The organism is Micromonospora sp. NBC_01796, assembly GCF_035917455.1.
GTDB lineage: Bacteria > Actinomycetota > Actinomycetes > Mycobacteriales > Micromonosporaceae > Micromonospora_G.
This window is the reverse complement of sequence record NZ_CP109078.1, coordinates 6,285,750-6,312,743: the sequence shown is the minus strand read 5'-3', so window position 1 is coordinate 6,312,743 and position 26,994 is coordinate 6,285,750. Positions and strand designations below refer to the sequence as shown.

The following is a 26,994-nucleotide window of genomic DNA, read 5'->3' as shown; positions in this document are numbered from 1 at the left end:
TACCGAATACGTTGACCGGGTCATTTGGGAGTGCGCGGACACGCTAGCAGTATCGGACAAGTCATCTCAAGTCCACACAATGAGATTGCGGAAATCTAGCGCGGTGCCGGCGACGACGTCAGATCCGACCTGCTCGTGACACAGTGGAGCGCCGCCAGTGTGACCGATCGCACAATCGTCGTCGGCGTATACAGGTCCTTGCCGTGCCACAACGCCGGGTACGGATCCCGCCCCGCCGTGTGCCGCAGATACGAGTATCCACTAAGGACGGACCGCCGCAGCGCGCCGGGCAGTGGTGTACCGATCCCCAGCAGAACGTGCAGCGCGTACGCGGTCTCCTCAGCGGTCCCCGACCATCGTCCCCACGAACCGTCCGGTCGCTGACCGGCGGCGATCCAGTCGACGGCCCGGCCGATCGCCCCGGCGACACCGGGCCCGCGCCCGTGCTCGCGCAGCGCCATTACGGCACACGCCGTGGCGTAGTAGGGCGAGGCGTGCCACCGGTCGTACCACGCCCCGTCGTGGTGCTGCTGTTCCCCGAGCCACCCCGACAACCGGTACGCGGCGGCCAGGTACCGCGGTTGGGCGTCCGGCCGGTTCGCCAGGTGCTGACCGAACGCGTCGAGCACGTGGGCGTTGGTCGTGATGGACGCCCCGTCCTCACCGGGCCAGGTGGAGAAGTGGCTGCCGGTGTCGTACTCCCACAGGCTGGCGGGCTCGGTCGGCCGTCCGAGCCGTCCGAGGGCGTAGAGGGTGACCGAGGTGGTGTCGGCGTCGGAGGGCAGGCCGGGTCCGGTGGCCGTGCCCGTCGGACCGAGCGCGGAGACCAGACTCTCCACCAGCTCGGGCCGAGCCGCGAAAGAAACGCCGGCTCGGGCGAGTCCACTCAGGACCCAGGCGCGCTCGAAGACGGTGATCGGGGTGGGACAGGGCACCGGTCCGCCCTGACGCAGTGCCAGCGTTTCGAGGTACCGCCGGGCGGCATCCGTACCGTCGGCCGGGCCGGCGACCGCGAGCCACGCCGCGGTGGCCGCCGGTGACGCGCCGACCGCGCCGTACCGCAGGGGACCGACGCCGGACGGCAGCCCGGCGGCCGGGCCGACCACCTCGAACGAGTGCGCCAGCTTGGCCGGCACCTCCGCCCCGGAGGCGATCAGCCGGCGGACTCCGATCAGCCGCGTGTGGCTCATCCCCGACGGCAGCCCGAGACGGGTCCCGGTCGGCCACCCGGACAGGCTCGCCGGCGGGTCGTCGAGGTGTCGGTTGATCCCCTCGACCAGTGCCGGCACGATCAGGTCGACCGCCGGGGTGTCGGGCAGCCGCAGCGTCCCGTCCGCGAGCCAGCCGACCAGCGCGGCGATCCCCCGGTGCACCGCACCCGCCAGGTCGGACTCGCCGATCGTCCGCCGACCGGCCGCCGCATCCCGGCACAGCACGGCCAGCAGCGCTTCGACCGCACTCAGGGTCGGTACGAGGGCGTAGCCGCCCGGCGCACCCCAGCCACCGTCCGGACGCTGCGCCGCCAGCACGAAACGCACCCGCTCGGCGTGTCCGGCCAACCAGGGGGCGAGCGTGACCAGTCGGGCGGTCTCGTACACCGACGGCGCGACCCGGCCCCACGGCTCCTCGACCAGACCGGCGAGCAGAGTCTCGACGTCCCCGGCGACATCGCTCGAGTCGGAAGCCGGGCCGGGGCGGACGGAGGTGGTCACAGCCGGCCCCAGAAGTCGGCGCCGCCGCCGTAGAAGCGGGTGACGAACCCCAGTTGCCGGGCCAGGTACGACGCCTCGCGCGGGCAGCTCGTCCGCAGCGGGGCGATCAGTTCCAGGCATCCGTCGACCAGCTCGGCGACCCTCCCGGCCACCCAGGCCCGGTCGACCCCGAGCATCAGTACGTTCAGGTCGCCCCCGCCCCAGGACACGTCCCGGTCGTAGGTGGCGAGGTCGTTCACCAGCCGCAGCACCCGCTGCACCCGCTCGCCGGCCGACCGCAGCTCGTCGAGCACGTCGAGACAGTCCGGCTCGCCCGTACGCAGCCAGTGCGACAGGTTCACCCAGGACAGGCCGGTGTTGTCGGCCGCGTCCAGGTAGGTGTCGACGTCGGGCAGGCCCGACTCCTCGCCGGCCGCGCGGGCGGACTTCCAGCCCCACTCCCGGCTCATCGCGGCCAGGGTCCGGCGCAGGTCGGCCCGCCACAGCGGCGCGTACGCCGCGAAGGCCGGTGCGGTGACCAGCTCGTCGCGGATGTCGGCGAGGAAGCCGGCCAGTGGCGAACCCGGACCGGGTACGGCACCGTCGGCCACCGCGAGGCAGTTCGCGGCGATCTCGTCGACCTGCTCGGCGGCGACCGCGAGGGTGTCGACCTGCCAGTCGAGGGCGAAGACCCACAGCGCCGCCCGGTTCGCCACCCTCAGCTCGGCGGAGGTGGCCCAGGTCATGTTGCAGGCGGTCGCGTACGCGACCCCACCGATCAGGGCGGCGTCGAACGGCTTCCCGGCGAACAGGTCCGGATAGGCCCGGACCCGCTCCGTCAGGTCGCGCTGCCCCGCCATCGTGAGGACGCCGATCGCGGCGAGTTCCGCGCCGGACGAGAGGTCCCGGGTGGCGTCCGCCCGCGTCGCTACGGCGGTCACGCCGCCACTGCCCGAACCGGCCGGAACACCAGCTTCGCCTCGGTGGCGGGCCGGAGCGAGGCGCCCATCCGAGGGGTGAAGTCCGCCGGGCCGACCAGCTCGGGCCGGAAACGACCCAGCAGGGTGGCGATGATCAGCGGGGCCTCGACCGCGAACAGGTACTGGCCCAGGCACCGGTGCTGGCCGCCGCCGAACGGGAAGTAGCTGTAGTACGGGTCGGGCTTCGGCCCGTCCGGGTCGAATCGCTCCGGGTCGAAGTCGTCCGGGCGCGACCAGAACGCGCGCATCCGGTGCGTCACGTACGGGCTGACGAGGATGGTCGACCCGGCCTCGATCCGGGTACCGCCGAGCACCTCGTCGCCCACCGCCATCCGGGGGATGAACCAGCCCGCCGGCCAGAGCCTCAGCAACTCGTCCAGCACCATCCGGGTGTACCGCAGCTCCGGCACGCGGGCGCGACGTACCTGCGTACCGTCGACCACCCGGTCGATCTCGGCATAGAGCCGGTCGGCGACCTCCGGGTGCGCGGCCAGCACCGGCCAGAGCCAGGACAGCACCGCGATCGTGGTCTCGGTGGAGGTCGACACCATCGCCACCACGTCGTCGCGGATCTGCTTCTCGGTGACCTCGTCGCCCTCGATGTCCCGGGGCGCGCAGAGCGCGGAGATGATGTCGTCGCCGCCGTCGGGAGCCTGCCGGACGCTCCTGATGATCGGCAGCACGATCTCGTCGAGCGTCGCGACGGCGGCGGCGAAGGCCCGGTCACCGGGCAGTGGCAACCAGTTCGGCGCCCACGGTACGACGATCCGGGGGATCATCTCCGTCGCGATCACGCCGAACGCGTCGACCATCCGTACCGCGTCGGGAACGCTGATCCGGTCGCCGAAGAGGACCCGCATCGTCGCCTGGCACACGATCCGGGCCAGCTCGGTCGGCCCGTCGACGACCAGGCCCCGCCGGGCCGGCTCGTCCAGGCCGTCGACCGCGTCACCGATCGCCTCGGCCATCCGGTCGGTCATCGTGTTCACCCGCGCCGGTGTGAACAGTGGACGCAGCACGTCCCGGCTCGACTTCCAGATCGGGCCCTCGGTGACCAGGATCGCCTCGCCGACGGCCCGCCGCACCCCGTTCCAGAGCAGCCCCTCCCGGACGTACCTTTCGGGGTTGTGCAGCACCGTCTCCAGGTGGTCCGGGGACGTCACCAGGTAGGGGCCGGTCGAGCCGACGCCCAGCCGGACGATCTCCCCGTTCGCCGTGTTACCGGCCTCGACCAGCGCGTCCAGCGGATGCCGGACCAGGCTCGGCAGCTTGCGCAGGGAGAGACTTCGGGCTCGTACCCCGGACGCCGTCTCAGTCACCGGATACCTCCAAGACGTCGCTCCCGTTCGGCCTCGTCCGCGGTGCGGCGGCTGTGGGGGGACCGGCTCGTGACCGGCCGGGGCCGCAGGGAGGCAGTTGATCGAGTTGACCCGGGCCACTGTAGATCTCTCTCCCCGCCCGGTCCATCGATCGGAGCGACTCCTTCGTTGATCGACGGCCGACGCGGACGGGGCGCGACCTCGACCACGGGACCCCGGCGGTGACCGTGGGCAACCACGCGTCCGCGCGGGCCGGTCACAGCGAGATGTTGCCTCTCATCACCAATCTTCTGATTCGCTACTTTCTGTCCCCAAGATCCGCCGCCCTACCCGGCAACCGTGCACGACGCGCCAGGTCAAGGACGCAAGCCCGGCGCAGCATCCGGCCGCGACGCAAAGACCCACCGCAACCGTTTGTAGTCGTGCGTTTTTCGCGCGGTTCGACGGGTCATCACCTCCTGTGAGGAGGGAGATTCCGTCGTGCGGCGAAACGGGCCGACGGAACGGCATCCGGAACGAGCTATGAGTTGGGTCACAGCCGGATCCAACGAACGACTTCGATACGCGGTGGACACATCGCCGTAACCTCGCCTGCCGCATGATCCGGATCACGGAGATCCGTACGCCGGCCTCCTGCAAGAATCTCAGGCGGTGCTGCCGTTCGGCAGGACCTGCCGCGGACGATGGAGGACCCTGTGCCGCTGCCCTCGCAGCCCCTGCGAAAGCTGGGCTTCCTGACCATCGGGCTGTTCGAGGAGGCCGATCCCCGCCGGGGCCACGAGTCGACCCTCGAGATCATCCAGCTGGGTGAGGAACTGGGCTTCGACAGCGCGTGGCTGCGCCACCGCCACCTCCAGTACGGCATCTCCTCCCCCGTCGCCGTGCTCGCCGCCGCGTCGCAGCGCACCAGCCGGATCGAACTGGGCACCGCCGTCATACCCCTGGGCTGGGAGAACCCCCTCCGGCTGGCCGAAGACCTGGCAACGGTCGACATCCTCTCCGGGGGTCGCCTCAATCCCGGCGTCAGCGTCGGTCCCCCGATGCACTACGACCAGGTCAAGCCGGCGCTGTACCCGGACACCGCCGACGCCGAGGACTTCAGCTACGAACGCGTACGGCGACTGCTGAGCCACGTACGCGGCGAGCCGGCCACCGACTTCCACGGTGTCGAGGGCTTCGAGGTGTTCTCCGACCGGGTCCAACCCCACGCCCCGGGACTCGGCGACCGGATCTGGTACGGCGGGGCGAGCCTGCGGTCCGCCCAGTGGGCCGGCGAGCAGGGGATGAACTTCCTGACCAGCAGCGTGGTGAAGGCGGAGGAGTCCGAGGACTTCGCCGAGATCCAGCTCTCCCACATCCGTACGTTCCGCGCCCACCACCCCGACGGCGAGCGCGCCCGCGTCTCCCAGGGACTGGTGGTCATCCCCACCGACAGCGCCTCACCGGAGCAACGCACCAAGTACCGGGCGTACGCGGAGAAGCGGATGCCGCGTACGGCCACGCCGCAGGGGCCGGCGCGGATGATGTTCGCACCCGATCTCGTCGGCACCTCCGCCGAGATCGCCGACCGGCTCTACCGGCACCCCGCGTTCCGGGAGATCGACGAGGTCGCGTTCGCCCTGCCGTTCACCTTCGACCACGACGACTACGTGCAGATCCTCACCGACATGGCCACCCGGCTCGGCCCGGCACTCGGCTGGCAGAAAACCGGCTGATCCCCGGCACCAGCCGCGTCCCGAACCTCACAGCGCGGTACAGCTAGTCGAGGAAGTGCTCGAGGAACAGGGTGACGCCGACGACGACCATCGCGGCACCCGAGAAACGGCTGACCGCACGGGCGGCCAGTGGGCGCGCGTGCAGGACCGTCCGGGCGAGGGAGCCGAGGACGAGGTAGAAGACGGCGCAGGTCACCATGAAGGCCAACCCGAGCACCCCGATCTGACCGGCCACCGGCAGGCGCCCGTGCGGGTCGGTGAACTGCGGCAGCAGGGCGAGGAAGATCAGCAGTCCCTTCGGGTTGAGCCCGCTCACACCGACGCCCCGCGCGAAGGTGCCCCAGTCGGTGCCGCCCGGCGTCGCCGGCACGGCTCCAAGCGCGACATTCGGGACGGCTCCGGGCGCGGCATTCGGGACGGCGGGCCCGGCGAACGTCGTCACCCCGTGCCACACCAGGTAGAGGCCTCCGACGACGGTCAGTCCGGTGAGGACGGCCGGTGACCCGGCGACCAACGCGCCGACTCCCGCGGCGACAACCACGGTGACCACGGCGTAACCGGCGACCAGACCACCGACCGCGAGCAGGACCGAATGCCCACGCAGGCCCGCACCGATGGTGAAGGCCCAGTCCGCGCCCGGTACGACGATCAGCAGGAGGGCGACCAGCCAGAAGGCGAGCACGGCACCGGGGGCCATGGGCGCTCCCTCCGTTGACTACTCGCGGTTACCAGAACCATATCGACGAACTGCCCAAAGGTGCTTCCAACTTCGACCCCTCCGGAGACTGTTTGTGGAAGGATCTGCTCGATGGATGCCCTTGACCGCAAAATCCTTGCGCTGCTCCAGGAGGATGGCCGTCTGACCATCACGGAACTGGCGACCCGGATCGGGTTGAGCATCTCGCCATGCCACCGGCGGTTGCGGGAGCTTGAGCGCAGCGGGGCGATCCGGGGCTACCGGGCGATCGTGGACGCCACCGCCGTCGGTCTCACGTTCCAGGCACTCGTCTTCGTCACCATGCGCCAGGAGGACCGTGACACCCTGCTGGGCTTCGAGGCGGCCGTCGCCCGGATCCCCAACGTCGTACAGGCCCAGCGGCTCTTCGGCGACCCCGACTACCTGCTCCGGATCGTCACCGCCGACCTGGCCGCGTACCAGCAGTTGGAGGACGACACACTCGCCGTGCTCCCCGGCATCCAGCGGCTGAACTCCACGCTCGTGATGAAGCAGGTCGTCGACGACCGGCCGCTACCCACCTAGGAGCCGCCCGCGATCCCGGTCAGCCGGGGCGGTCCGGGTCGACCCGGGGCGGCCCGGTCGGCAGGGACTCCAACGCGAAACGCCGCGTCAGATTGGGCAGGATGGTCCGCAGCCCGCCGACCGTCTGTTGCCGGTTACCGCCCGCGTCGTGCATCAACACGATCGAACCGGCGGTGACGCCGGCGGTGACGTTCGACGCGATACTGCCGGCACCCGGCCGGTTGTAGTCCCTCGAATCCACGTCCCAGTGCACCGAGGTCATGCCGAGTTCCCAGGCGGTCGACACCGCGGCGGTCGTCCAGTATCCGTACGGCTGACGGTAGTAGGCGATCCGCGCGTCCGGCACCGCGGCCCGGATCGCGTCGTTGGTCCGGGTCAGGTCGGCCCGGATCGCCGCCTTCGTCCGTCTGCCCAGTGCGGGGTCGTGGGACCAGGAGTGGTTGCACAGGCTGTGGCCCGCGGCGGCGATCGACCGGACCAGTTCCGGGTACGCCGCGACCAACTCACCGACCAGGCAGAAGGTCGCCCTGACCCGGTGACGCGCCAACTCGGCGAGGACCTGTGGGGTGTACTGCGGGTTCGGCCCGTCGTCGAAGGTGAGCGCCACGTAGCCCGAGCCGGTGGTGAGCCGGCTGCCGTACGGACCGTCGGTTCCCATCGGCAGTCGTGGGCGGTCATCGGCGAACGGCGGGTCCGGACCGGGGTCGGCCGAGGCGTTCGGGCCGGGGATGACCGACGTCCGGGGTGTGGCGGAAGGGCCGTCGGGCACCGGCGAGGCGGGGACGGCACCGGACGGGCTCGGCGCGGTCGGGATACCGGACGGGTCGCCTGTCCGTCCGGGCGTCGTGCGGGGCAGGTCGCGAGTCGGCCCGGGGGAGGCGCCGAGCAGGTCCCGTGGTGGTCCGGGCGTACCGAGCACCCGGGCGAGGACGTACCCGCCGCCCAGCATCGAGCCGACCACCAGCCCGAGGATCATGATCAGACGGAGGCTGGACGGGCCGGTCAGCCCGGTCCGGCGGCGCCCGTACCGGCCGGCCGCCGGCCGGGCACCACGCCTCCACACCATGCCCGCCTCCTTGTCCGCCGTACCCGACCTCAGGGTACGTACGATTTCAGGCGGAAACAGGGACTGTTCGTATTAGTCAGGCTTCGGGGCGTTGGTACCGTCAGTGCGCGTGGAACCCGTCCCGGCGCGGCCGGTCAGCGCAGTGCCGCCTCGATGACCCGGAGCACCGCGATGCTGTCGCGCGGATCGACCGGCGGCCGCGCACCCGTGCGCAGCGCGGTGGCGAGCGCCGGGTAGTACGACTCGTAGGAGCCGCGCCGGGTCGGCACCTCCCGCAGGTCGGCGCCGGCCCCGATCCGACCCCACCGCTCGCGGGGCGCCACCCCGAAGTCGGCGTCACCGGGTCGCAGACCCTCCTCGAGCTGGGACTCCTGCGGGTCGAGACCGAAGGTCGTGTAGGTGCCACGGGTCCCGCGCAGGACGAAGCGGGGGCGGACCCGGGCCGCCACGCTGCTCATCCACAGCCGGCTGCGGACCCCGCTCTCGTGCTCCAGCGACACGAGCACGTCGTCGTCGTTCACCGCGCCCGGCCGCCGGGCGTCGACCTCGGCGTGCACGGCCCGGACCGGGCCGAAGAGCAGGAGTGCCTGGTCGACGAGGTGCGGCGCGAGGTCGTAGAGGATGCCTCCACCGTCGGCGAGCACGGTGCGATCCTTGCGGCCTTCGGTCACCTCGGGCTTCCACCACTCGAAGGCGGATTCGAAGGCGAACACGTCGCCCAGTTCACCGGCGGCGAGGACCTCGCGCACGGTGAGGAAGTCGCCGTCCCAGCGCCGGTTCTGGAACACCGTGAGGGTGCGGCCGGCGGCGTCGGCCGCCGCGACGAGTTCCTCCGCCTCGGTGGCGGTCAGCGCGAGCGGCTTGTCGACCACCACGTGCAGGCCCGCGTCGAGCGCGCGGCGGGCCAGCTCGACGTGGGTGTTGTTGGGCGTGCAGACGACGGCGAGGTCGCAGTCGCCGGCGAGCGCGAACGCCTCGTCGGCGTCGGCCACCACCCGGGCACCGGGATGGTCGGCGCGCGCCGCGTCGGCCCGGCCGGGATCGGACGTCACGATGACGTCGACGGTGTACTCGCCGGCGGCGGTGAGCAGCGGGCCGTGGAACACCCGGCCGGCCAGGCCGTAACCGAAGAGCAGGACACGCAGCGGCTGCGCGGGGGTGCGGGACATGGCGGTTTCCTCGTGGTCGGTGATGATGCCGGACGTCCGGGTGCCGGTCAGGCGGGCAGGGTGGTCGGATCGACGCGGGCCGCGACGAGGTCCAGGTCGGCCCAGAGCCCATCCGGTACGGCGACAGACGCGAGCGCGACCGCCTGGTCGATCCGCTCGGGGCGCGACGCGCCGATGATGGTGCTGGCGATCCTCGGATCGCGGGTGGAGAACTGGATCGCCGCCGCGGCCAGCGGCACACCGTGATCCCGGCAGGCCGTTTCCATCTCGCCGATCGCGGCGAGCAATTCGGCCGGTGCCTCCCGGTACGCGTACCGGCCCGAACCGCCGGCACCCGAGCCGAGGATCCCCCCGCCGAGCACGGCGGCGTTGACCACACCCATCCCCATCGAGGCGGCGAGTTCGACGAGCGGCTCGGCGGACCGGTTCACCAACGTCCACCGGTTGTGCGTGAGCACGACGTCGAAGTAGCCCGTGCGGACGTACCGCTCGATGGTGGCGAGGTCACCGCCGGCGACACCGATCGACCCGGCGACACCGCGATCGCGCAGTTCCCGCAGCACGTCGACGGGACCGCCGGGTTCCATGAGCTGGTCGAAGTCGTTCTTCTCCGGGTCGTGCAGGTACAGCAGCGGGACCCGGTCGAGCCCGAGGCGTTGCAGGCTCCCCGCGATCGACCGCCGGGCCTGTGCCGCGTCGAAGGTGCCGGAGGCGAGGTCGCGGGCGATCTTCGTGGAGAGGAGATACCCGTCGGGCAGCCCGCCGACGCGTCGGATCGCGGCGCCGATCCGGCGCTCCGACTCCCCCGCGCTGTACGCGGCCGACGTGTCGAGCGCGCGTACCGGCCCCATCAGCGCCGCCAACGCCGTGTCGATCCCCGCCTCCGGCGGCACCTCGCGGCCGAAGTTGCCCGGCATCGAACCGAGCGGCGCGCCACCGATCGTCAGTGGGGTGATCTCCAGAACGGTCGCGCCCAGCGGGCGGGTCGGAAGGTGCTGGTCGGGACTGTGCATGGTTTCAGCTCCGGGGGATCCAGTCGAAGAAATGGTGGTCGGCGGGGTCCATGTGGGCCAGTGCCGCCTCGCGGTCGATCTCGATGCCCAGGCCGGGGGCGGAGCCGACCGTGACGAACCCGTCGACCACTATCGGGTCCGGCAGGCCCTTCACGATCGAGTACCACCAGTCGTCGGTCGGCACCGGGTACTCGAACGCGATGAAGTTGTCCGGCAGCGTCGCGCACACCTGTACCAGGGCCGCCAGCCCGAACAGCCCGCTGCTGACGCCGTGCGGGGCGATCTGGATCCCGTGCAGGTCGGCGTACTCGGCGACCCACTTCAGCTCGGCGATACCGCCGACGTCGCCGGGGTCGGGGCCGATCACCCGTACCGCCTGGGTCGAGATCAGTTCCTTGTAGTTGTTGCGCAGGTAGATCTGCTCACCGGTGTGCGTACGGACGCTCGTCGCCCTGGTCACCTCGCGGTACTGGCCGGCGTCGACCCAGGGCACGCCGTCGCCGCTGAGCAGGTCCTCCGCCCAGACGATGTGCAGCGGTTCGAGCTCGCGCAGCACCGTGATGGCGTCCGGGACGGTGAAGCCCGGCCCCATGTCCAGGGCCAGGCCGCGTCCCTCGCCGAGTACGTCCGTCATCGCCCGGACCGTGGCGACGACGTGGTCGATGCCCTTGCGGGTCAGCATGCCGCGGTTCGGGTGCTTGGGTCCCTCGCGCAGGTCGCCGTAGAAGAACCCGGACACGTTCGGCGCCATGAAGCCGTGGAACCCGACACCCTCCTTGAACAGGGTGAAGCCTTCCGGGGCGGCGGCCATCTCGGCCATCGACTCCGCGTAGTCCTCCGGCTGGTGACCTCGCAGGACCGGCCGTACGCCACCGTTGTAGACCCGTACCCGGTCCCGGACCTTGCCGCCGAGCAGTTTGTGGACCGGGAGCCCGGCCGCCTTCCCGGCCACGTCCCACAGCGCCATCTCGATCGCCGAGACCAGGGCGCCCCAGGGCTTGAAGCCGCCGAACCGGCGGATCCGGAGCATGCACCGCTCGACGTCGGTGGGGTCCTGCCCGACGAGGACATCCGAGTAGAGCCCGACGAGGGTGTGGATCGCCGGCTTGGAGTACTCGATCTCGCCGAAACCGTCGATGCCCTCGTCGGTGACCACCCGGACGATCGGACTGGCCCCGATGACGGCACAGCGGACGTCAAGGATCTTCATAGTCAGTGCTCTCTTCCGAGGCGCGGTGGGGGCTCAGCCCTTGACCGCGCCGCTGGTCAGTCCGCCGATGAGGTACCGCTGCAACGCGATGAAGACGATGACCACGGGTACGGTCAGCACCACCGACGCCGCCATCGTCGACCCCCAGTCGACGTGGTACTCGGTCGCGAACTCGGTCAGGGCGACCGGCGCGGTCCGCGCGGACTCCGACGTGGCGAACACCGAGGCGAACAGGAACTCGTGCCACGACTGGAGGAAGGCGAACATGCCGGCGGCGGCGAGCCCGGGGGCGGCGATCGGGAGCGTCACGTAGCTCACCGCGTCGAACCGTGAGCCGCCGTCGATCTCGGCGGCCTCCTCCAGGGAGATCGGGATCGCCGCGATCTGGTTGCGGATCATCCAGGTCACCAGGGGCACCGTGATCGTGAGGTGGACGAACGCGAGCCCGATCGTGGTGTCCAGCAACTGCAGCTTGTTGACCATCTTGTACAGCGGGAGCAGCAGGACACTCAGCGGTACGAGTTGCCCGACGAGGATGAACAGCGCGACCGAGCGGGCGCCCTTGAACTTGAAGCGCGCGAGCGCGTACCCGGCGCTGAAACAGAAGACCAGCGTGGCCGCCGCGACCAGCAGGCCCACGATGATCGAGTTCACCAGGGCGTGCGGCATCGACGACTGGGTGAAGACGTTGGTGTAGTTGTCGAACGTCCAGTGTTTGGGTGTCAGCGTCGGCGGGATCGCGAAGATCTCGTTGCCGGGCTTGAAGGACGTGAAGATCATCAGGACGATCGGCCAGAGCGTCCAGACCAGCACGGCGGCGAGCGCGATCCAGGTGAGCACCGCGAGCACCGGACGCCGGGCGAAGGACCGGGTCATGACAACTCCTCCAGGTCGGACCGCATCGCTCGCGCGTAGATCGCCACGAACACGGCGCAGATCGCCAGCTGCAGCACCGCGATCGCGGAGACCAGCGACTGGTCGCCGCGCTGGAACGCCTGGTACAGCTGGATCGGCAGGATGGTCGAGGCACCGGCCGGGCCGCCGCTCGTCATGACCCAGATGATCGTGAACGAGTTGAGCGCCCAGGTGACCAGCGTCAGGACGGCGATCCAGGTGGTCGAACGGATCGCCGGCAGGACGATGTAGGCGAAGATCTGCCAGCCGGACGCCCCGTCCAGCCGCGCCGCCTCGTACCGTTCGGCCGGGATACCGGTCAGCGCGGCCGAGACCATGAGCATGACAAACGGTGCCGTGGTCCAGATCTGGATCATCGCCACGGCGTAGAGCACCACGTCGGGATTGGACAGCCAGGCGATCGGGTGCTGGATCACGTTGGCCTGGATGAGCCAGTGGTTGACCAGGCCGTAGTCGCTGGACAGGCTCCAGCGCCAGACGGTCGCGCCGACCACACCGGGAATGATCCACGGAATCATGAACAGTCCGCGCCACGCCCCGGTGAGACGCAGGTACGGCGAACGCAGCAGCAGCGCGGCCGCGTACCCGATCAGGACCGCGCCCACGACGGACACCAGCGTCCAGACGAGCGTGTTGAGCATGATGCGCCCGAAGTTCGGCGCGTCGAACAGCCGGCTGAACGCCTCGGTGTCGGAGAAGGCGCGCTGGAGGACCGCGATGACCGGGACGACCGTCAGGACTGCCATCAGGATGGCGGCCGGGAGCATGAGGGCGATGCCGCGGCGGGCCGCCCCCGTGCCGGGCCGGCCGGCCGGGCGTGAACCCGGCCGGCTGGTCCGACGCACCGTGTCGGTCGTGCTCACTTGGCGCCGCCGAGGTTCTTCTCGGCCTGGGCCATGATCGCGGCAGCCCCCTCCTGCGGGCTCTTCGATCCGAGCGCGATCTCCTGGATCGTGTCGTGGACGAACGGGATCATCGCGGTCCACCGGGGGTCGTTCGGCGCGGGGATCGAGTACTTCGCGAGCTGCTCCCCGAAGGGCTTGCGGACGTCGGTCTGGAACTTGGCGTCCTGGGTCGCGCTCACCCGCGCCGGGAAGGTCAGGGTGAGGCTCGCCATGTTCTCCGGGCGTCCGAGGAAGGACGCGAGCGTCTTCGCGCCCTCGAGGTTCTTGGCCTTGCTCGGCACGATGTAGGTCCAGCCGACGCCCTCCTGGACACCGGGTCCGCTCGGCCCGGGGGCGATGGCGGTCGCGACCGGGAACTTCTGGGTCGCCGCCGTGTCGGCGTCGAAGACACCGCCCAGGTACATGCCGACCCGACCCTGGAGGAACAGGTCGCGGATGCCCGTGTTGTCCAGCTCGAACGAGCTCTTCGTGGCGTACCCGTCGACGACGGACTTGCCCATGAGCTGCAACGCCTGCTCGACGGAGTCCTGGGTGAACTTCGGCGTACCGTTCTCGATCGTCGTGCCGTTCTGCAGGGCGAAGTCGAGGAACCGCAGCGTCAGGTCGCTGGGGTCGCCCTGCATCGGCCACGCCGTCCCGGCGACGGTCGAGGTGGTGAGCTTCTTGGCGTCCTCGATGAACTCCGCCCAGGTGGTGGGCGGACCGGAGATGCCGGCCTTGTCGAACAGGTCCTTGTTGTAGATGAGCGCGTTCGTCGCCCACCGGTACGGCACCGCGTACGTCTTGCCGTCGACGGAGAGCGTCTCGGTCAGCCCGGGGGCGAAGTCCGACGCCGGCATCTTGTCGTCGTAGAGGCTGGTCAGATCGGCCAGTTGCCCCTTGTCGATGTAGGTCTTGGTGCGGGCGATGGACTCGGTGATCAGATCCGGTGCGTTGCCGGCGTCGAGCGCGACGGACACCTTGTTCGCGACCGTGGCACCGGTCGTCTTCACCATCTCGACGTGCAGCGAGGGGTTCTCGCTCTCGAACTTCTGTACCAGGGTCGTGGCGACGTCCCAGTCCCAGTCGGGAACCCACCAGGTCACGTTGTCGGACGAGTCGGTGGAACTCCGGGTGGCGTTGTACGCGATGACACCCACAACTGCGAGCACCACCACGACCACCGCCGCGAGCAGTGCCGTTGTGCGTGGACGAATGGTCATCTCTCTGCTCCGTTGCTCAAGAGGCAAAGTCCCGGCAGGCGGGGCGAAGCGCCGGCCGTGACGAGCAGTGTCATCCTGTACGTACAGGATGTCAACCCTTCGAATCGAGCGAGAAATGGTGGCCCCCGCCTCGACGAATTCGGGCGAGAATACGGGCTCTAACGGGCGATTTGCTCCCGTCTCGGGCCGCCTTCCATCCCCGGATCACGTCGATGATCCCGTTAGCCCCATTTGCCGGTTACAGACGCTTCCATGGACCCCGGACCGGCTCCGCCCCGGTCCGACCGGCCGGGGAGTGTGACGCAGAACGTCGCGACGTGCGGCTACGTCAACGCGACGGTGAGCAGCTATGGTCGTCACCGTGCACCCTGTTCCCGCCATCGACCGTGGCTCCGCGCTGCCGTTCTATCACCAGCTCAAGCTGCTGATAGTCCAGGACATCTCGGCGCGTGGGCTGGAACCGGGCGACCGGCTGCCCGGCGACTTCGAGCTGTGCGAGCGGTACCGGGTGTCGCGTACGGTCGTCCGGCAGGCGCTCCAGGAACTCGAGTTCGAAGGGGTCATCTCGCGCGTCAAGGGCCGGGGGACGTTCGTCGCCGACCGCAAGACGTCCGAGGGCTTCGGCCACGCGATGATCGGGCTGTTCGAAGAGGACGTCCGGGGGCGCAGCGGCGAGCAGTCGATAGCCGTACGGCGACTGGAGACCGTACCGGCCAGCGCCGCGGTCGCCGCCGAACTCGGAGTCGCCCCCGGCAGCACCGTGGTCGAGATCGAGCGACTGCGGATGGTCAACGAGGAGCCGTGGGCGCTGACCATCACCCAGCTTCCGCTGTCCATCGGCCGGTTCGTGCTCGACGAGGACCTGTCGAACGTCTCCCTCTACGGCCTGCTGGAACGCAAGTACGGCGTCCAGTTCGCGACCGGACGGCGGTCGATCGAGGCGGGACTTGCCAGCGAGTCGATGGCGGAGGCGCTGCGGGTTCTCCCCGGCGCTCCCCTGCTGATCCTGCGCAGCCTGGCCTTCGACGACTCCGGCGTCCCACTCGAACGGTTCGCCGGATTCCACCGGGGCGACCTCAGCCGGTTCCTCGTCGACGTACACCGCAAGCAGCCCACCGAGTAGCGGGCCCCACCGGCGGTCTCGCCACCGTCGTGTCACCCACGCCTACCCGGAACCGGTGCGGGTACACCCCACCGGGCTCCCCCGTACCGCAGTTTGGTCGGCCATCGTCGGGGAAGCCCGCGTCAGCGGGACGACCGGCCGGCCGTGCCCGCCGTGGAACGAGGAGGCTCCGACGTGACGTACGACGATTTCATCGCCACCGTCGCCCGACGGACGGGTCATTCGACCGAGCAGGCCACCGCCCTCACCTACGCCACACTCCAGACGCTGGCCGACCGGATCAGTGCGGGCGAGTCGCAGGACCTGGCCGACAAGGTCCCCACCCGACTGGCCGACTCCCTGCGCAAACCGTCGAGCCGCGAGTTCGCCGATCCGTTCGACCTCGCCGAGTTCCTGCGACGGGTGGGCAACCGCGCCGGCCTGGACGACACGCAGGCCGCACCCGGCGCGGCGGCGGTGCTGAGCACACTGCGCGAGGCGGTGCCGGACTACGAGTTCGACGACATGCGGTCGCAGCTCCCAACCGGGATTCGCCAGATGACAGAGCCGGTGAACACCCCCGGGCTCAGCGGGTAGGCGACCCGCTCCGGTGCGGACGTCAGGAGCCGGCGGGTTTCCAGATGGTCGCCCGCACCAGCAGGGTCGGATTGTCGTACAGCCTCGGCTCGGTGAACCGAGTGACCCGAATCCACGCCACGGTGCCCTGGGCGGAGACGACGCAGATGTTGCGCCCGACCTCCACCGTCTCGTGCTGCCCCAGTGGCTGCAACTCCACCTTGGCCAGGCACTGGTCGACCGTCACCTCCCCGGCCGGCACGTACCCCACCCGCGCGAACTCGCCGGTGAACAGGGTGGAGAACTCGCCATCGGAGGTGTACTCCAGGTCTGCCGTCTTCGCCTCCACCTCGTCCTGGTAGCTCGCCGCATCGAACACCCTCGGCTGGTCCACGTCCAGCCACGTTGACAAGCCCACGGACGGCGGGGCGAGCCTGAGCTCCTCGTTCACCGGGGCCAGATACGACGGGGTGGACGGTGCGACGGCGGGGGCGGTGGTGCTCGCCGGCCCGGACGTCGAGGGGGTCGCCGGACCGGGACCGGTCGGCCTCGCGGCCTCGGTCGGCGCGGGCCGGGACGCGGTGGGACTGTCCGACGGCACGTAGACGAGAGCGAGCACCGCCACGACGACACCCACCACGGTGAACAGACCGGACACCCCTACCCACCAGGGCGCGGAGTGCCATCGCGTACGCACCGGCGGCACCGGGGGCGGTGGTACAGGGTGGTTGCCGGTCTCTGCCACGACTCGTCTCCCGTCGACGGCGACCACTGTACGAGAAACGCGACCCGCCCACTGTCCGATTGCGACCCGCAGGGCAGGCGAAACGAGTGTCGTCGGGGGCAACCACCCGTACGGCACCGGCGCAGGTCAGTCCACGTCGGATGAACCGGCGATTCGTGATCGGGTCGAACGTGCGGCCCGCACAAGAATCGGGAGCCCGCCCCCGGTGTGGGGACGGGCTCCGACCCGGTGTCTCCGTCGGCAACGGATCAGGCCGCTGCCGGGGCGGACCTCAGTGCACCATCACCGGCACCGCGCGGTCGCCGTCGCTCGCGTCGCTCTGCGGGCGGCTCGTGTCGCGCCTGCGGGGCAGGAACGCGATCGGGATGAACGTCGCCAGTACCAGCGCGAAGCCGACCCAGAACGTGGTCGCGAACGAGTCGGCCACGAACGCCAGACCACGCTCGATGATCGACGGCTCCACCGGCAGTTGCGCGCCCTGCTGGCTGGCGATCGCCGCGCCCGCCTCGGTGATCGGCTTGCCGGTTTGCGGGTCGGTCAGGCCGGGGATCGGGTCCGAGCCGTTGAGCTGGCTGGTGAGGATCACCGACATGATCGCCGCACCGATGGAGCTGCCGATCTGCTGGAGGATGTTCACCAGCGTCGACCCGCGCGCCACCTCGTGGTTGGTCAGCGTACGCAGGGCCGAGGTCATGATCGGCATCATCGTGCCGCCCATGCCCAGACCCATCACGAACAGCGAACCGCACAGCAGCAGGTACGAGGTGTCCGTACCGACCTGGGTGAAGGTGAAGAATCCGGCGGCGATGAGCACCAACGCGAACGGCACGGTACGGCCGACCGGGATCTTGTCGGACAGGGCCCCGGCGATCGGCATGGTCAGCATCGCGCCGATGCCCTGTGGCGCCATCAGCAGACCGGCGTGCAGGGTCGACTCACCGCGTACCTGGAGGAAGTAGCTCGGGAACAGCAGTCCGGCACCCATGAACGCGATGATGAACACGAACAGCGACACCGACGCCACCGTCAGGTTGCGGTTACGGAACAGCCGCAGGTCCAGCAGCGGATGGCGCGGCTTGAACGAGTAGAGCACGAAGCCGATCACCAGGATGGCGCCGGCCAGCATCGTGGCCCAGACCTTGGTGCTGGCGATCGTGCCGGTCTCCGGCAGCGACGATATGCCGTAGAGGAACAGCGCCAGGCCCGGCGACAGCATCAGCATGCCGACGAAGTCGAACGACTCGGACGGTTCGGCGTTGTCCTTGGGCAGCGCGAAGAAGGCGTAGACGAGCGCGATCGCGCCGATCGGGAGGTTGATCAGGAAGATCCAGTGCCAGCTCGCCGCGTCGATCAGCCAGCCGCCGAGAATCGGTCCGCCGATCGGGCCGAGCAGCATCGGGATGCCGAGGACCGCCATCAGCCGGCCGATACGTTCGGGGCCGGCCGCACGGGTCATGATCGTCATACCGATCGGCATGAGCATGCCGCCGCCGAGGCCCTGGAGCACCCGGTAGGCGATGAGTTGGCCGATGGAGTCGGCGGTGGCGCAGAGTACGGAGCCGAGCGTGAACAGCAGCAGAGCGAGCATGTACAGCCGTTTGGTGCCGAACCGGTCGGCGGCCCAGCCGCTGAGCGGGATCACCGTGGCCAGGGCCAGGGTGTAGCCCGTCATGGTCCAGGCGACCTCGGCGTACGTGGCGTCGAACTCGCGCTGGAAGGTGGGCAGCGCGACGCTGACGACGGTGATGTCGAGGATCGACATGATCGCGCCGAGCACGACCACTCCGGCAATCTTGAGAACTGCGGCGTCGAGTTTGTCGGGCACCGCTGTGGCTTGATTCGTCACATGACTCTCCAGGTCCAGCTGGCCGGTAGGGGGGTCGACCCAGTGCATGTCAGGCCGCATGAACTTGTCGGAGCCCGGGGGCCGTGGTGTCGTGCGGTCGCCTGGCTCCGTATGCAGGATCACAGACCCTACTTGCCGCCCGGTTAAATCCCGGCTCAGACGTGTGCTAGCTCACCCGCCTGACTGGCCGAGGACCGGACGCAGCTCCCGCACGGGAGGCGGTCTCGCACCGCCCGAGAGGGGTCCACCACGCTCTCAGCGAACTACCAGCCAGCTCCGAGACAGTCAAGGTCTTGAATGGCTTGTATTGACCCACGTACTCTCCGTCGGACGGGAACGTCGTCCTGACGGGGGAGGATGTCTTGCGGGTTGAACCCTGCGCTGCCAGCGTTTTCACCAGGTTGACCCAGGGGGGCCCGCTGAGGTGGGCGCACCGCCTGGCGCTGGGCCTGATCCTGGTACTGGTCGCGACACTGTCCGACGTGCCGGCGCGGCCGCTCCGGCCAGCCGAGGCCGCACCGGCCGCCGCTACCGCCCCGGAGCCGACGTGTCCGCAAGATCGCCCCGACGAGGTGTCGGCGGCGGTGGCGGCGAAATTGTGTGGTTCGCGGGTGGAGGTCGCGGGTCGGCGTACGGAGTCGACGCAGGTGTTCGCGAACGTCGACGGCACGCTGACCGAGGAGCAGTCGCTGGCGCCGGTGCGGGTGCTCCGGGGCGACCAGTGGGTGCCGGTGGATCTGACCTTGCAGGGTCGGGGTGACGGCACGATCGCGCCGATCGCGCATCCGCGGGGTCTGGTGTTCTCGGGTGCCGCTCCGGTCGCTGGCGAACATGAGGTTGTCTCGCTCGGTACGGGCGACGAGAAGGTCGGGTTGGCGTGGACGGGTGTGTTGCCGCCGCCGGTCGTGAACGGTCGGACGATCACCTACCCGGATGTGTTGCCGAGTGTCGATCTGCTCTTCCACGCGCATTCCACGGGTTACGAGCAGCATTTCGTGGTGAAGGACCGGGCCGGCCTGGCGCAGGTGAGGAAGCTGACCCTGCCGGTACGTACGGGGAAGTTGACCGCTGCCGGTGACGGCATGGGCGGTCTGTTGTTCAAGGACGGGGCGGGTCGGCAGATCAGTCGGGCGCAGACGCCGCTGATGTGGGACGCGAAGGTCGCTGCCGCCTCGGGGGAGCATCTCAACCGGGCTGCGGTGGGGTTGCGGACCGTGGCGCAGGGTGCTGGCCGTACGGTGATGGAGTTGACGCCGGACGCGAAGTTCCTGTCCCGCGCGGATCTGACCTTCCCGGTGACGATCGACCCGCCGACGTCGTTGTCGCCTTCGTTCGACGCCTTCGTACAGAACAGCTACTCGAGTGACCAGTCGGGTTCGGCCGACCTGAAGCTGGGCTATTCCAACGACGGCGGATCGTTCACCGCGCGGTCGTACCTGCGGTTCAACACCTCGGGGTTTGCCGGTAGTCGGATCATGAGCGCGAAGTTGAAGTTGTGGAACTACCACTCGTGGTCGTGCAGCGCGGCGAGTTGGGAGGCGTGGCGTACCGATTATGTCGACTCGTCGGTGCGGTGGACGAATCAGCCGACGGCGCGGGCGAAGGTCGGTACGTCGTCGGAGACCAGGGGTTACAGCTCGTCGTGTGGTGATGGTTGGGTTTACGTGGAGGTCGGTGGGGCGCTGCAGTACAGCGCGGACACCTCCGCGACCAGCGCCAGCGTGATGTTGCGGGCGACGTCGGAGTCTTCGACCTCGGGGTGGAAGCGGTTCGACTCGGCCGAGGGTACGCACCCGCCGTCGGTGTCGATCACGTACAACGCGGCCCCGGGCGTTCCGTCGGCGCTGGCGGTGGCACCGTGTTACACCGCCTGTGGAGCGGGGGCGCGTACGGCCGCGCTGCGGCCGACGTTGTCGGCGAAGCTCGTGGACGCGAACGCGGGTCAGACGCTGCAAGCCGAGTTCGTGGTCCGCAACAAGGCCACCCAGGCGGTTGTCTCGTCGTCCGGGTTGCGTTCGGGTAGCCCGGCGTGGACCAACGGCTCTACCGCGTCGTGGCTGGTCCCGGTCGACCTCGTGAACGGCACCCAGTACGAGTGGCAGGTGCGGGGGAAGGACCCGTGGAACTACGGTGGTTACACGGCGTGGACGACGCTGACCGTGGACACGGACAAACCGTTGGTGCCGTTCGTGTCCGCCTCGGTGTATCTGAATGACGGGCAGCCGCACGGTGGGGCGTCCGCCCCGGACACGTTCACCTTCACCCCCGCGTCCGGCACCAACGACCTTGCCGCGTACGTGTACCGGTTCGACTACGACACGGCGGCCACGACAACCGCGGCGACCGGTCCGTTGTCGGTGTCGTTGAGCCCACGCGACGGGCATCGGACGTTGACGGTGCAGGCAAAGGACTCGGCCGGGAACCTGTCGAACCCGAACCTGTACGTCTTCGAGGCCGGCAGCGCCGCGCTGGCGCAACCACTGCCCGGGGCGACGATCGTCAAGCGGACGAAGCTCCAGATCACCACCCCGGTCGCCGGTTACACCCGGGGCTACTTCGAGTACCGGCGTGGGCCCGGCGCGGCGACGTTGCCGGTACCGTCGGCGAACCTGACCTCGGCCACCGGCGCGCAGATCCTCGCGACCGCCGCCAGCCCGGTAAGCCTCTCCGCACTGGGCGGTTACGCGGTGTGGAACGCCACCGACACCCTCGGCCTGGTCGGCGGCGTGGTCGAGGTCCGCGCCCAGCTCTACACCGCCACCGGCACCACCCCGGCGTACACCGTTCCGTGGGTCCGGGTCACCGTCGACTCCAACGGTGACGGGGCCGCCGACAACGAGGTTGGCCCCGGGTCGGTGAACCTGCTCACCGGCGACTACTCGCTCTCCTCCAGCGACGCGGAGGAGATGGGACTGAGCGCGACCCGCTCGGCCTCGTCCCGCAGCCATCGCGACGGTTACCAGCCGATGGCCCAACGCCTCACCCCGAACCAGCAGCAGGTCTCGACCGACCTGACCGGGTTCACCGTCCCGACCACCTCCTCCGCCCTGCGTTCGACGGCACGCGGGCAGGGCGACACCACTCCGGCCGACTCGTTGGAGATCACACCGGTCACCACCACCAGTAATGACACCTACGTCGGGGTGGGTGGCGACGGGGGCGGGCTGCGGCTGAACATGACCGCCGGCAAGACGTACCGGATGACGGGTTGGGTCTACGTCCCGGCGGCGACCGGCCTGGTGCCGGGATACACCCAGCGTGGCCTGCGGATCGTCGGCTTCTACCGGGTCAACGGTGGGTACGCCGAGGTGTCGTCGAAGATGGCCGCCTACCTCGACGGGTGGCAGGAACTGTCCGTCGACATGACCGTGCCGGTCGGCGCGACGGAGGCGTTCTTCCGCCTCTACAACGGCATGCAGGGCGGCTCCGGCCGCAAGGTCTACTGGGACAACCTCTCCTTCACCGAAATCGTGGCACCGTTCGGGCCCGCGTGGACCGGCGGCGCGAGCGGGGGCGTAGCGGACGTCGACTACACCACCGTCACCTTCCCGGAGCCGTCCCTGGCACAGGTGGACATGATCGGCGGCGACTGGATCACGTTCGCGAAGAACCCCGACGGAGTCAGCTTCACCCCGGAACCGGGCTCGGAGGGCCTGGTTCTGACCAAGGTCGGCACGACCGCCTACCGGCTGGTGGACCTGGAGGGGACGGCGACGGAGTTCACCCAGCAGGGCGGGACCTGGGCGGCGACCTCGTCCTGGACCCCGGCGGCGGGCAGCACCTCGCGGTACGTGTACCAGACGGCCGGCAGCCGGCTACTCCTGCACAAGGTGATCAACCCGGTCGAGCCGGGCGTCGACGACACGAACCAGTGCACGTCGGCCGTCCCCGCGCGCGGCTGCGAGGTGCTCGAATACACCTACGCGACGAGCACCACGGCCGGACTGAGCCAGACGGTGTTCGGTGACTACACCGACCGGGTCTCGTCCGTACAGTTGTGGGCCTGGGACCCGACCAGTTCCGCGATGGCCTCCAGCGTGATCACCCGCTACGCGTACGACAACCTGGGGCAGTTGCGGGAGGTCTGGGACCCCCGGGTCACCCCGGCGTTGAAGACAACCTACGAGTACGGCAACGGGCGGGTGACCAAGGTCAACCCGGCCGGTGAGCTGCCGTGGATGTTCGACTACGGCAACCCCGACGTTGACACCGCCGCCCTGCGCTGGAACCTGGACGAGGGCAGCGGCACCAGCGTGGCCGACGCCTCCGGCAGCGGACGTACCGGCACCATCGCCAGCGGCGTCGGCTGGGGCCAGGGCAACGACCCCGACGACCCCGCCGACCGGGCCGCGACCTTCACCGCCGGTACGGGCCAGCAGGTCAGCGTCGCCAACACCGCCCTGTCCAACACCGCCTCCTACACCGTCTCGGCCTGGGTACGGCTGAACAACAAGAACGGCAACCGCACCGCCGTCTCCAAGGACGGCGCAAGCACCAGCGGCTTCTTCCTCAACTACGTGATGGAAACCGACCGCTGGGCGTTCAGCCGCGTCAGCGCCGACAACACCAGCGCCACCCCGGTCCGAGCGAGCTCCAACCACCCGACCGTGGCCGGACAGTGGACCCACCTCACCGGCGTCTACGACACCGCCACCGCGCAGATGAAGCTGTACGTCAACGGCGTACAGCAGTCGTCGACCGCCGCGACCGGCGGCTGGAACGCCTCCGGCAACTACGTCATCGGCCGTGCCAAATGGGCCGGCGCCGCCGCGAACGTCTGGGACGGCGACATCGACGACGTCCGGATCTACGGCAAAGCCCTCAACGCCGACCAGGTCGCCGACCTGGCCACCGACGAAAACCCCGGCCGGCTCCTCAAGGTCCGCCGCGCCGCCCTGCAACAGGGCTCCACAACCGTCACCGACGGTGAGCTCGCCACGAACATCGTCTACAACGTCCCCCTGACCCAGGCCAACGGCGGCCCGCACAACCTCAACGCCGCCTCGGCCGCGACCTGGGGGCAGCTCGACCTGCCCACCGACGCCACCGCGGTGTTCGGGCCCGAGGACAACCCCGGCCGCAACAGCGCCATCCCCGCCTCACCCGGCACCGGCGGCTACACCTACGCCACCATCCACTACCTCGGCGCCGGGGGTAAGGAGGTCAACACCGCCACCCCCGGCGGCTACATCGACACCAGCGAGTACGACCGGTTCGGTAACGTCGTACGCACCCTGCAGGCCACCGACCGGGCACTGGCGTTGGGCACGTTGCCCGACGCGGCGACGCAGTTGGCCGAACTGGGCCTCGCCGGCTCCGACACCGCGAGCCGTGCGCTCGCCCTCTCCACCGTCAACAGGTACTCGAACGACGGTGTCGATCTACTCGAAGCCGTCGGGCCGACCGGAACCATGGTGTTGCAGAACGGGTTGGCCGATCCGGACGGAGCCGGCCCACGGGAGGCGATCCCTTCCGGCGCGACCGTGATCGGTCGACACCGGGAGGTCAACGCATACGACGAGGGCAAGCCCGACGGGGCCACGTACCACCTGGTGACGACCGAGACCAGGAGCCTGCAGATCGTCGGCTACCCGGACGCCGACGTACGGGTCAGCAAGAAGGGCTACGACCCCGAGCAGGGCGGGGTGTCCGGCTGGACGCTCAAGGTGCCGACGAAGACGGTCGAGGACGCCCGCCCCGGCGGTCAGAACCTCACCTCGTACGCGGTTCACAACGCGGCCGGCCGGGTCACGGCCAACTGGGGCGTCGGTTCGACCGGGACGGACGCGAAGAACCGGGTGACGATCTACTACACGGCCGGCGCCAACGGTCAGGACGCCGCATGCGGCAACCGGCCGGAGTGGGCGGGTGAGCAGTGCGTGGTCCGGGCGGCCGGAGCGGTGACCGGACACGACCCGTCGCGGATGGGCGCCGAGCTACCGGTGCGCCGCGTCACCAGTTACAACCGCTACCGCGACGAGGCGGTGGTGAACGAGACAGCCGGCGGCAGAACACGCACGACGACTACCACGTACGACGCGGCGGGCCGGGCGGAGAGCACCACGGTCATCTCGGACGACGGAGCCCCGGTCGGTACGGTCACCACCACCTACAGCGCGACCTCCGGCAAGGCGACCGGAACGACCACGGGCTCCTCGACCATCACCCGCGGCTACGACCTGCTCGGGCGGCTTGCGAGTTACACCGACGCCGACGGTGCCACCACCGTCAACGAGTTCAACCGGTACGGCACACCGACGAAGGTCTCCGATCCCACCGGCCACACCACCTTCGGGTACGACCGTGCTGTCGAACCTCGGGGATTGCTGACCAGCCTCACCGACAGCGTCGCTGGCACCTTCACCGCCGGCTACTCCCCGGACGGCCAGCTCACCCGACTCACGTACCCCGGTGGGTTGACCCGGACCGACCGGCTCGACACCAACCTGCAACCGGTCGGGCGCACCTACACCCGCGACTCCGACGGAGCCGTCATCTACTCCGAGTCCGTCGTGGAGAACACCGCCGGCCAGTGGGTCGACCACTCCTACACCGGTGGCAGCAAGATCTACACCTACGACCAGATCGGCCGACTGACCAAGGCCCAGCACGACAGTGCCATCACGGCGGGCTGCGTCACCCGGATCTACGGCTACGACGGGCGTGCGAACCGCACGGCCAACGCCACGTTCGCTCCCGCTGTCGACGGCACCTGCGACGAGCAGACCGAGGAGGCCAGTGAGCAGCACACCTACGACAGCGCCGATCGGCTGACCGACACCGGGTACGGCTACGACGCGTTCGGCCGTACCACGCAGTTGCCCGACGGTTCGGTCAACGCCTATTTCGCCAACGACCTCATCCAGAGCCAACAACTCGAGGACACGCGCCTCACCTGGACACTCGACCCGGCCCTGCGGTTCCGCGGCTACACGACCGAGACGCTCGTCGGCGGGGCGTGGACCGGGTCCACGTCCAAACTGAACCACTACGGCGACGACTCCGACGAGCCGCGCTGGATCGTCGAGGACACCGCGCTGGGTGAGCTGACGCGCATCGTCTCCGGCCCGGACGGTGGGGTGACCGCAACCACCGGTGCCACCGGGGGCGTGACGCTGCAATTGACCAACCTGCACGGCGACATCGCCGCCACCATCGATCCCGCTGCGACGGAGCCCGAATTCTTCGACTATGACGAATGGGGGGTGTCGATGCCGGGCCAGGCCGACCAGCGGTACGGCTGGTTGGGTGGCAAACAGCGGTCCGGTGAGGCGGTCGGCGACGCGATCCTCATGGGTGTGCGGCTCTACAGTCCCAACCTCGGCAGGTTCCTCAGCGTCGACCCGGTCTTCGGTGGAAGCTGCAACGGCTACGAGTACACCTGCGCCGACCCGGTCAACAACGAGGACCTCGACGGGAAACGGTTCGGCCGGCTCTGCCGGATCGGGAACTGGTGCGCCCGGGCCGCCCGGGCGGCCGGCCGGGGTATCGGAGGACTGGTCAGGGCGTACGGTCGGGTCTCGAACTACACCATCATCACCGGCATCCGGGGCATCGCGTACGGCATCCGGGCCTACCGGAAGGTGCGGAATGTCATCCGCAACACCAGCATTCGCTGCCACCGGTTCCCGAACGTCGGAGGCTTCGGGTGCGACATGCGGTACAAGGGAAAGCGCACCTTCGGGCTGCACTACCATAAGGTCAAGGGAAAGTGGCGGCCCCATTACCACCGGCGCCCCGGTATCGGTAAGCACCGTCCATGGGAAGGTGGCTGGTAGTGCGAATCGGCGGGTCCGCGCTGGCGCCGGAATTCCCACTCCGGTTCGTCGACGAGCAGGGATCATCCCACCTCCTGTCCGACGTGGCGGCGGTCGAGACGATGGTCGAGTTCGTGGACGACACCGACCCTCCCTACCGGTGCCACGATGCCCAGGGCAGGCGCGTACGCCTGATCGTCTGGATTCTCGAGCTGTTGGTCTGTCAGGTAGTGCCGGACGACTTCGACACCTCGCGGCTGCGGATCGGGCGTACGCCCGATGTCGACGGCGAGGATCCGGTACTGGTCGAATGCGTTGACGACCTGGTGTTGCGCACCCTGGGCGGAACGCCCTTGCGGTTCGAACCGGCGACCTGGAGCACGGGTACATCAACCTCGGTCGACGAGCTGGTCGAGGAGACCGGCGTCGTGCCCGAGGCGTTCCACCAGCTCTGGATGAAGGCTCGACTCGGTAAGCGTTTCCCGTAACCCTGCCCATCGCCCGAACGACGACCGGGCGGCA

General features: G+C 69.6%; 19 protein-coding genes. 6 read left to right on the top strand and 13 right to left on the bottom strand.

All coding sequences use genetic code 11. The annotated features are described in order from the left end of the window. Window positions 1-95: 95 nt before the first annotated feature. From OIE47_RS28460 to OIE47_RS28450, 3 genes are read right to left on the bottom strand one after another with little or no spacing between them, the layout of a single operon-like run. Window positions 96-1,712 carry a prenyltransferase gene (locus OIE47_RS28460; protein ID WP_326557585.1) on the bottom strand — a complete coding sequence of 539 codons (1,617 nt, stop codon included), beginning with the start codon at window positions 1,710-1,712 and terminating at the stop codon, window positions 96-98. Then, on the bottom strand, window positions 1,709-2,632 hold the full coding sequence (locus OIE47_RS28455) for a terpene synthase family protein (protein ID WP_326557584.1): 924 nt from the start codon (window positions 2,630-2,632) through the stop codon (window positions 1,709-1,711). The genes OIE47_RS28460 and OIE47_RS28455 overlap by 4 nt, the downstream gene beginning before the upstream one ends. After that, entirely contained in the window at window positions 2,629-3,990 is a 1,362-nt protein-coding gene (locus tag OIE47_RS28450; protein ID WP_326557583.1) for a cytochrome P450, read from the bottom strand. The genes OIE47_RS28455 and OIE47_RS28450 overlap by 4 nt, the downstream gene beginning before the upstream one ends. Window positions 3,991-4,685: 695 nt before the next feature. Here OIE47_RS28450 and OIE47_RS28445 point away from each other — a divergent pair. Beyond that, complete coding sequence (locus OIE47_RS28445) at window positions 4,686-5,705, top strand: LLM class flavin-dependent oxidoreductase (RefSeq protein ID WP_326557582.1); 1,020 nt, start codon at window positions 4,686-4,688, stop codon at window positions 5,703-5,705. Between the two features lie 43 nt (window positions 5,706-5,748). Here the strand turns inward: OIE47_RS28445 and OIE47_RS28440 are convergent, their stop codons facing one another. Beyond that, complete coding sequence (locus OIE47_RS28440; protein WP_326557581.1) at window positions 5,749-6,402, bottom strand: LysE family translocator; 654 nt, start codon at window positions 6,400-6,402, stop codon at window positions 5,749-5,751. Between the two features lie 111 nt (window positions 6,403-6,513). Here OIE47_RS28440 and OIE47_RS28435 point away from each other — a divergent pair, with 111 nt between their 5' ends. Continuing rightward, complete coding sequence (locus OIE47_RS28435) at window positions 6,514-6,966, top strand: Lrp/AsnC family transcriptional regulator (RefSeq protein ID WP_326557580.1); 453 nt, start codon at window positions 6,514-6,516, stop codon at window positions 6,964-6,966. Between the two features lie 19 nt (window positions 6,967-6,985). On the opposite strand, the gene OIE47_RS28430 is transcribed toward OIE47_RS28435, so the two are convergent. From OIE47_RS28430 to OIE47_RS28400, 7 genes are all read right to left on the bottom strand, one after another. Next, window positions 6,986-8,032 (bottom strand): polysaccharide deacetylase family protein, encoded by a 1,047-nt coding sequence (locus OIE47_RS28430; RefSeq protein WP_326557579.1) that lies wholly within the window; start codon window positions 8,030-8,032, stop codon window positions 6,986-6,988. Between the two features lie 134 nt (window positions 8,033-8,166). Then, complete coding sequence (locus OIE47_RS28425; RefSeq protein ID WP_326557578.1) at window positions 8,167-9,201, bottom strand: Gfo/Idh/MocA family protein; 1,035 nt, start codon at window positions 9,199-9,201, stop codon at window positions 8,167-8,169. Window positions 9,202-9,248: 47 nt separating this feature from the next. Next, window positions 9,249-10,214, bottom strand: a complete 966-nt coding sequence (locus OIE47_RS28420; RefSeq protein WP_326557577.1) for an aldo/keto reductase — start codon at window positions 10,212-10,214, stop codon at window positions 9,249-9,251. Window positions 10,215-10,218: 4 nt separating this feature from the next. Further along, on the bottom strand, window positions 10,219-11,424 hold the full coding sequence (locus OIE47_RS28415) for a mandelate racemase/muconate lactonizing enzyme family protein (protein WP_326557576.1): 1,206 nt from the start codon (window positions 11,422-11,424) through the stop codon (window positions 10,219-10,221). 33 nt (window positions 11,425-11,457) lie between these two features. After that, window positions 11,458-12,300 (bottom strand): carbohydrate ABC transporter permease, encoded by an 843-nt coding sequence (locus OIE47_RS28410; protein WP_326557575.1) that lies wholly within the window; start codon window positions 12,298-12,300, stop codon window positions 11,458-11,460. Continuing rightward, window positions 12,297-13,202 carry a carbohydrate ABC transporter permease gene (locus OIE47_RS28405; protein WP_326557574.1) on the bottom strand — a complete coding sequence of 302 codons (906 nt, stop codon included), beginning with the start codon at window positions 13,200-13,202 and terminating at the stop codon, window positions 12,297-12,299. The genes OIE47_RS28410 and OIE47_RS28405 overlap by 4 nt, the downstream gene beginning before the upstream one ends. Continuing rightward, window positions 13,199-14,446: an ABC transporter substrate-binding protein gene (locus tag OIE47_RS28400; protein ID WP_326557573.1), complete on the bottom strand. Its 1,248-nt coding sequence runs from the start codon at window positions 14,444-14,446 to the stop codon at window positions 13,199-13,201. Before OIE47_RS28400 ends, OIE47_RS28405 begins: the two co-directional genes overlap by 4 nt. A gap of 361 nt (window positions 14,447-14,807) precedes the next feature. On the opposite strand from OIE47_RS28400, the gene OIE47_RS28395 reads away from it, so the two are divergent. Continuing rightward, window positions 14,808-15,569, top strand: a complete 762-nt coding sequence (locus OIE47_RS28395) for a GntR family transcriptional regulator (protein ID WP_326557572.1) — start codon at window positions 14,808-14,810, stop codon at window positions 15,567-15,569. A gap of 174 nt (window positions 15,570-15,743) precedes the next feature. Further along, window positions 15,744-16,145, top strand: coding sequence for a DUF2267 domain-containing protein (locus OIE47_RS28390; RefSeq protein ID WP_326557571.1), 402 nt, complete (start codon window positions 15,744-15,746; stop codon window positions 16,143-16,145). Between the two features lie 22 nt (window positions 16,146-16,167). Here the strand turns inward: OIE47_RS28390 and OIE47_RS28385 are convergent, their stop codons facing one another. Continuing rightward, entirely contained in the window at window positions 16,168-16,821 is a 654-nt protein-coding gene (locus OIE47_RS28385; protein WP_326557570.1) for a hypothetical protein, read from the bottom strand. 319 nt (window positions 16,822-17,140) lie between these two features. Next, the gene (locus tag OIE47_RS28380) at window positions 17,141-18,733 is read right to left on the bottom strand and encodes a DHA2 family efflux MFS transporter permease subunit (RefSeq protein WP_442792192.1); all 1,593 of its coding nucleotides are present in this window, start codon (window positions 18,731-18,733) and stop codon (window positions 17,141-17,143) included. A 383-nt stretch (window positions 18,734-19,116) separates the two neighbouring features. Between OIE47_RS28380 and OIE47_RS28375 the strand changes: the two genes are divergently transcribed. Beyond that, entirely contained in the window at window positions 19,117-26,493 is a 7,377-nt protein-coding gene (locus tag OIE47_RS28375) for a LamG-like jellyroll fold domain-containing protein (RefSeq protein ID WP_326557568.1), read from the top strand. Continuing rightward, entirely contained in the window at window positions 26,493-26,960 is a 468-nt protein-coding gene (locus OIE47_RS28370; RefSeq protein WP_326557567.1) for a hypothetical protein, read from the top strand. Before OIE47_RS28375 ends, OIE47_RS28370 begins: the two co-directional genes overlap by 1 nt. Window positions 26,961-26,994: the final 34 nt, after the last annotated feature.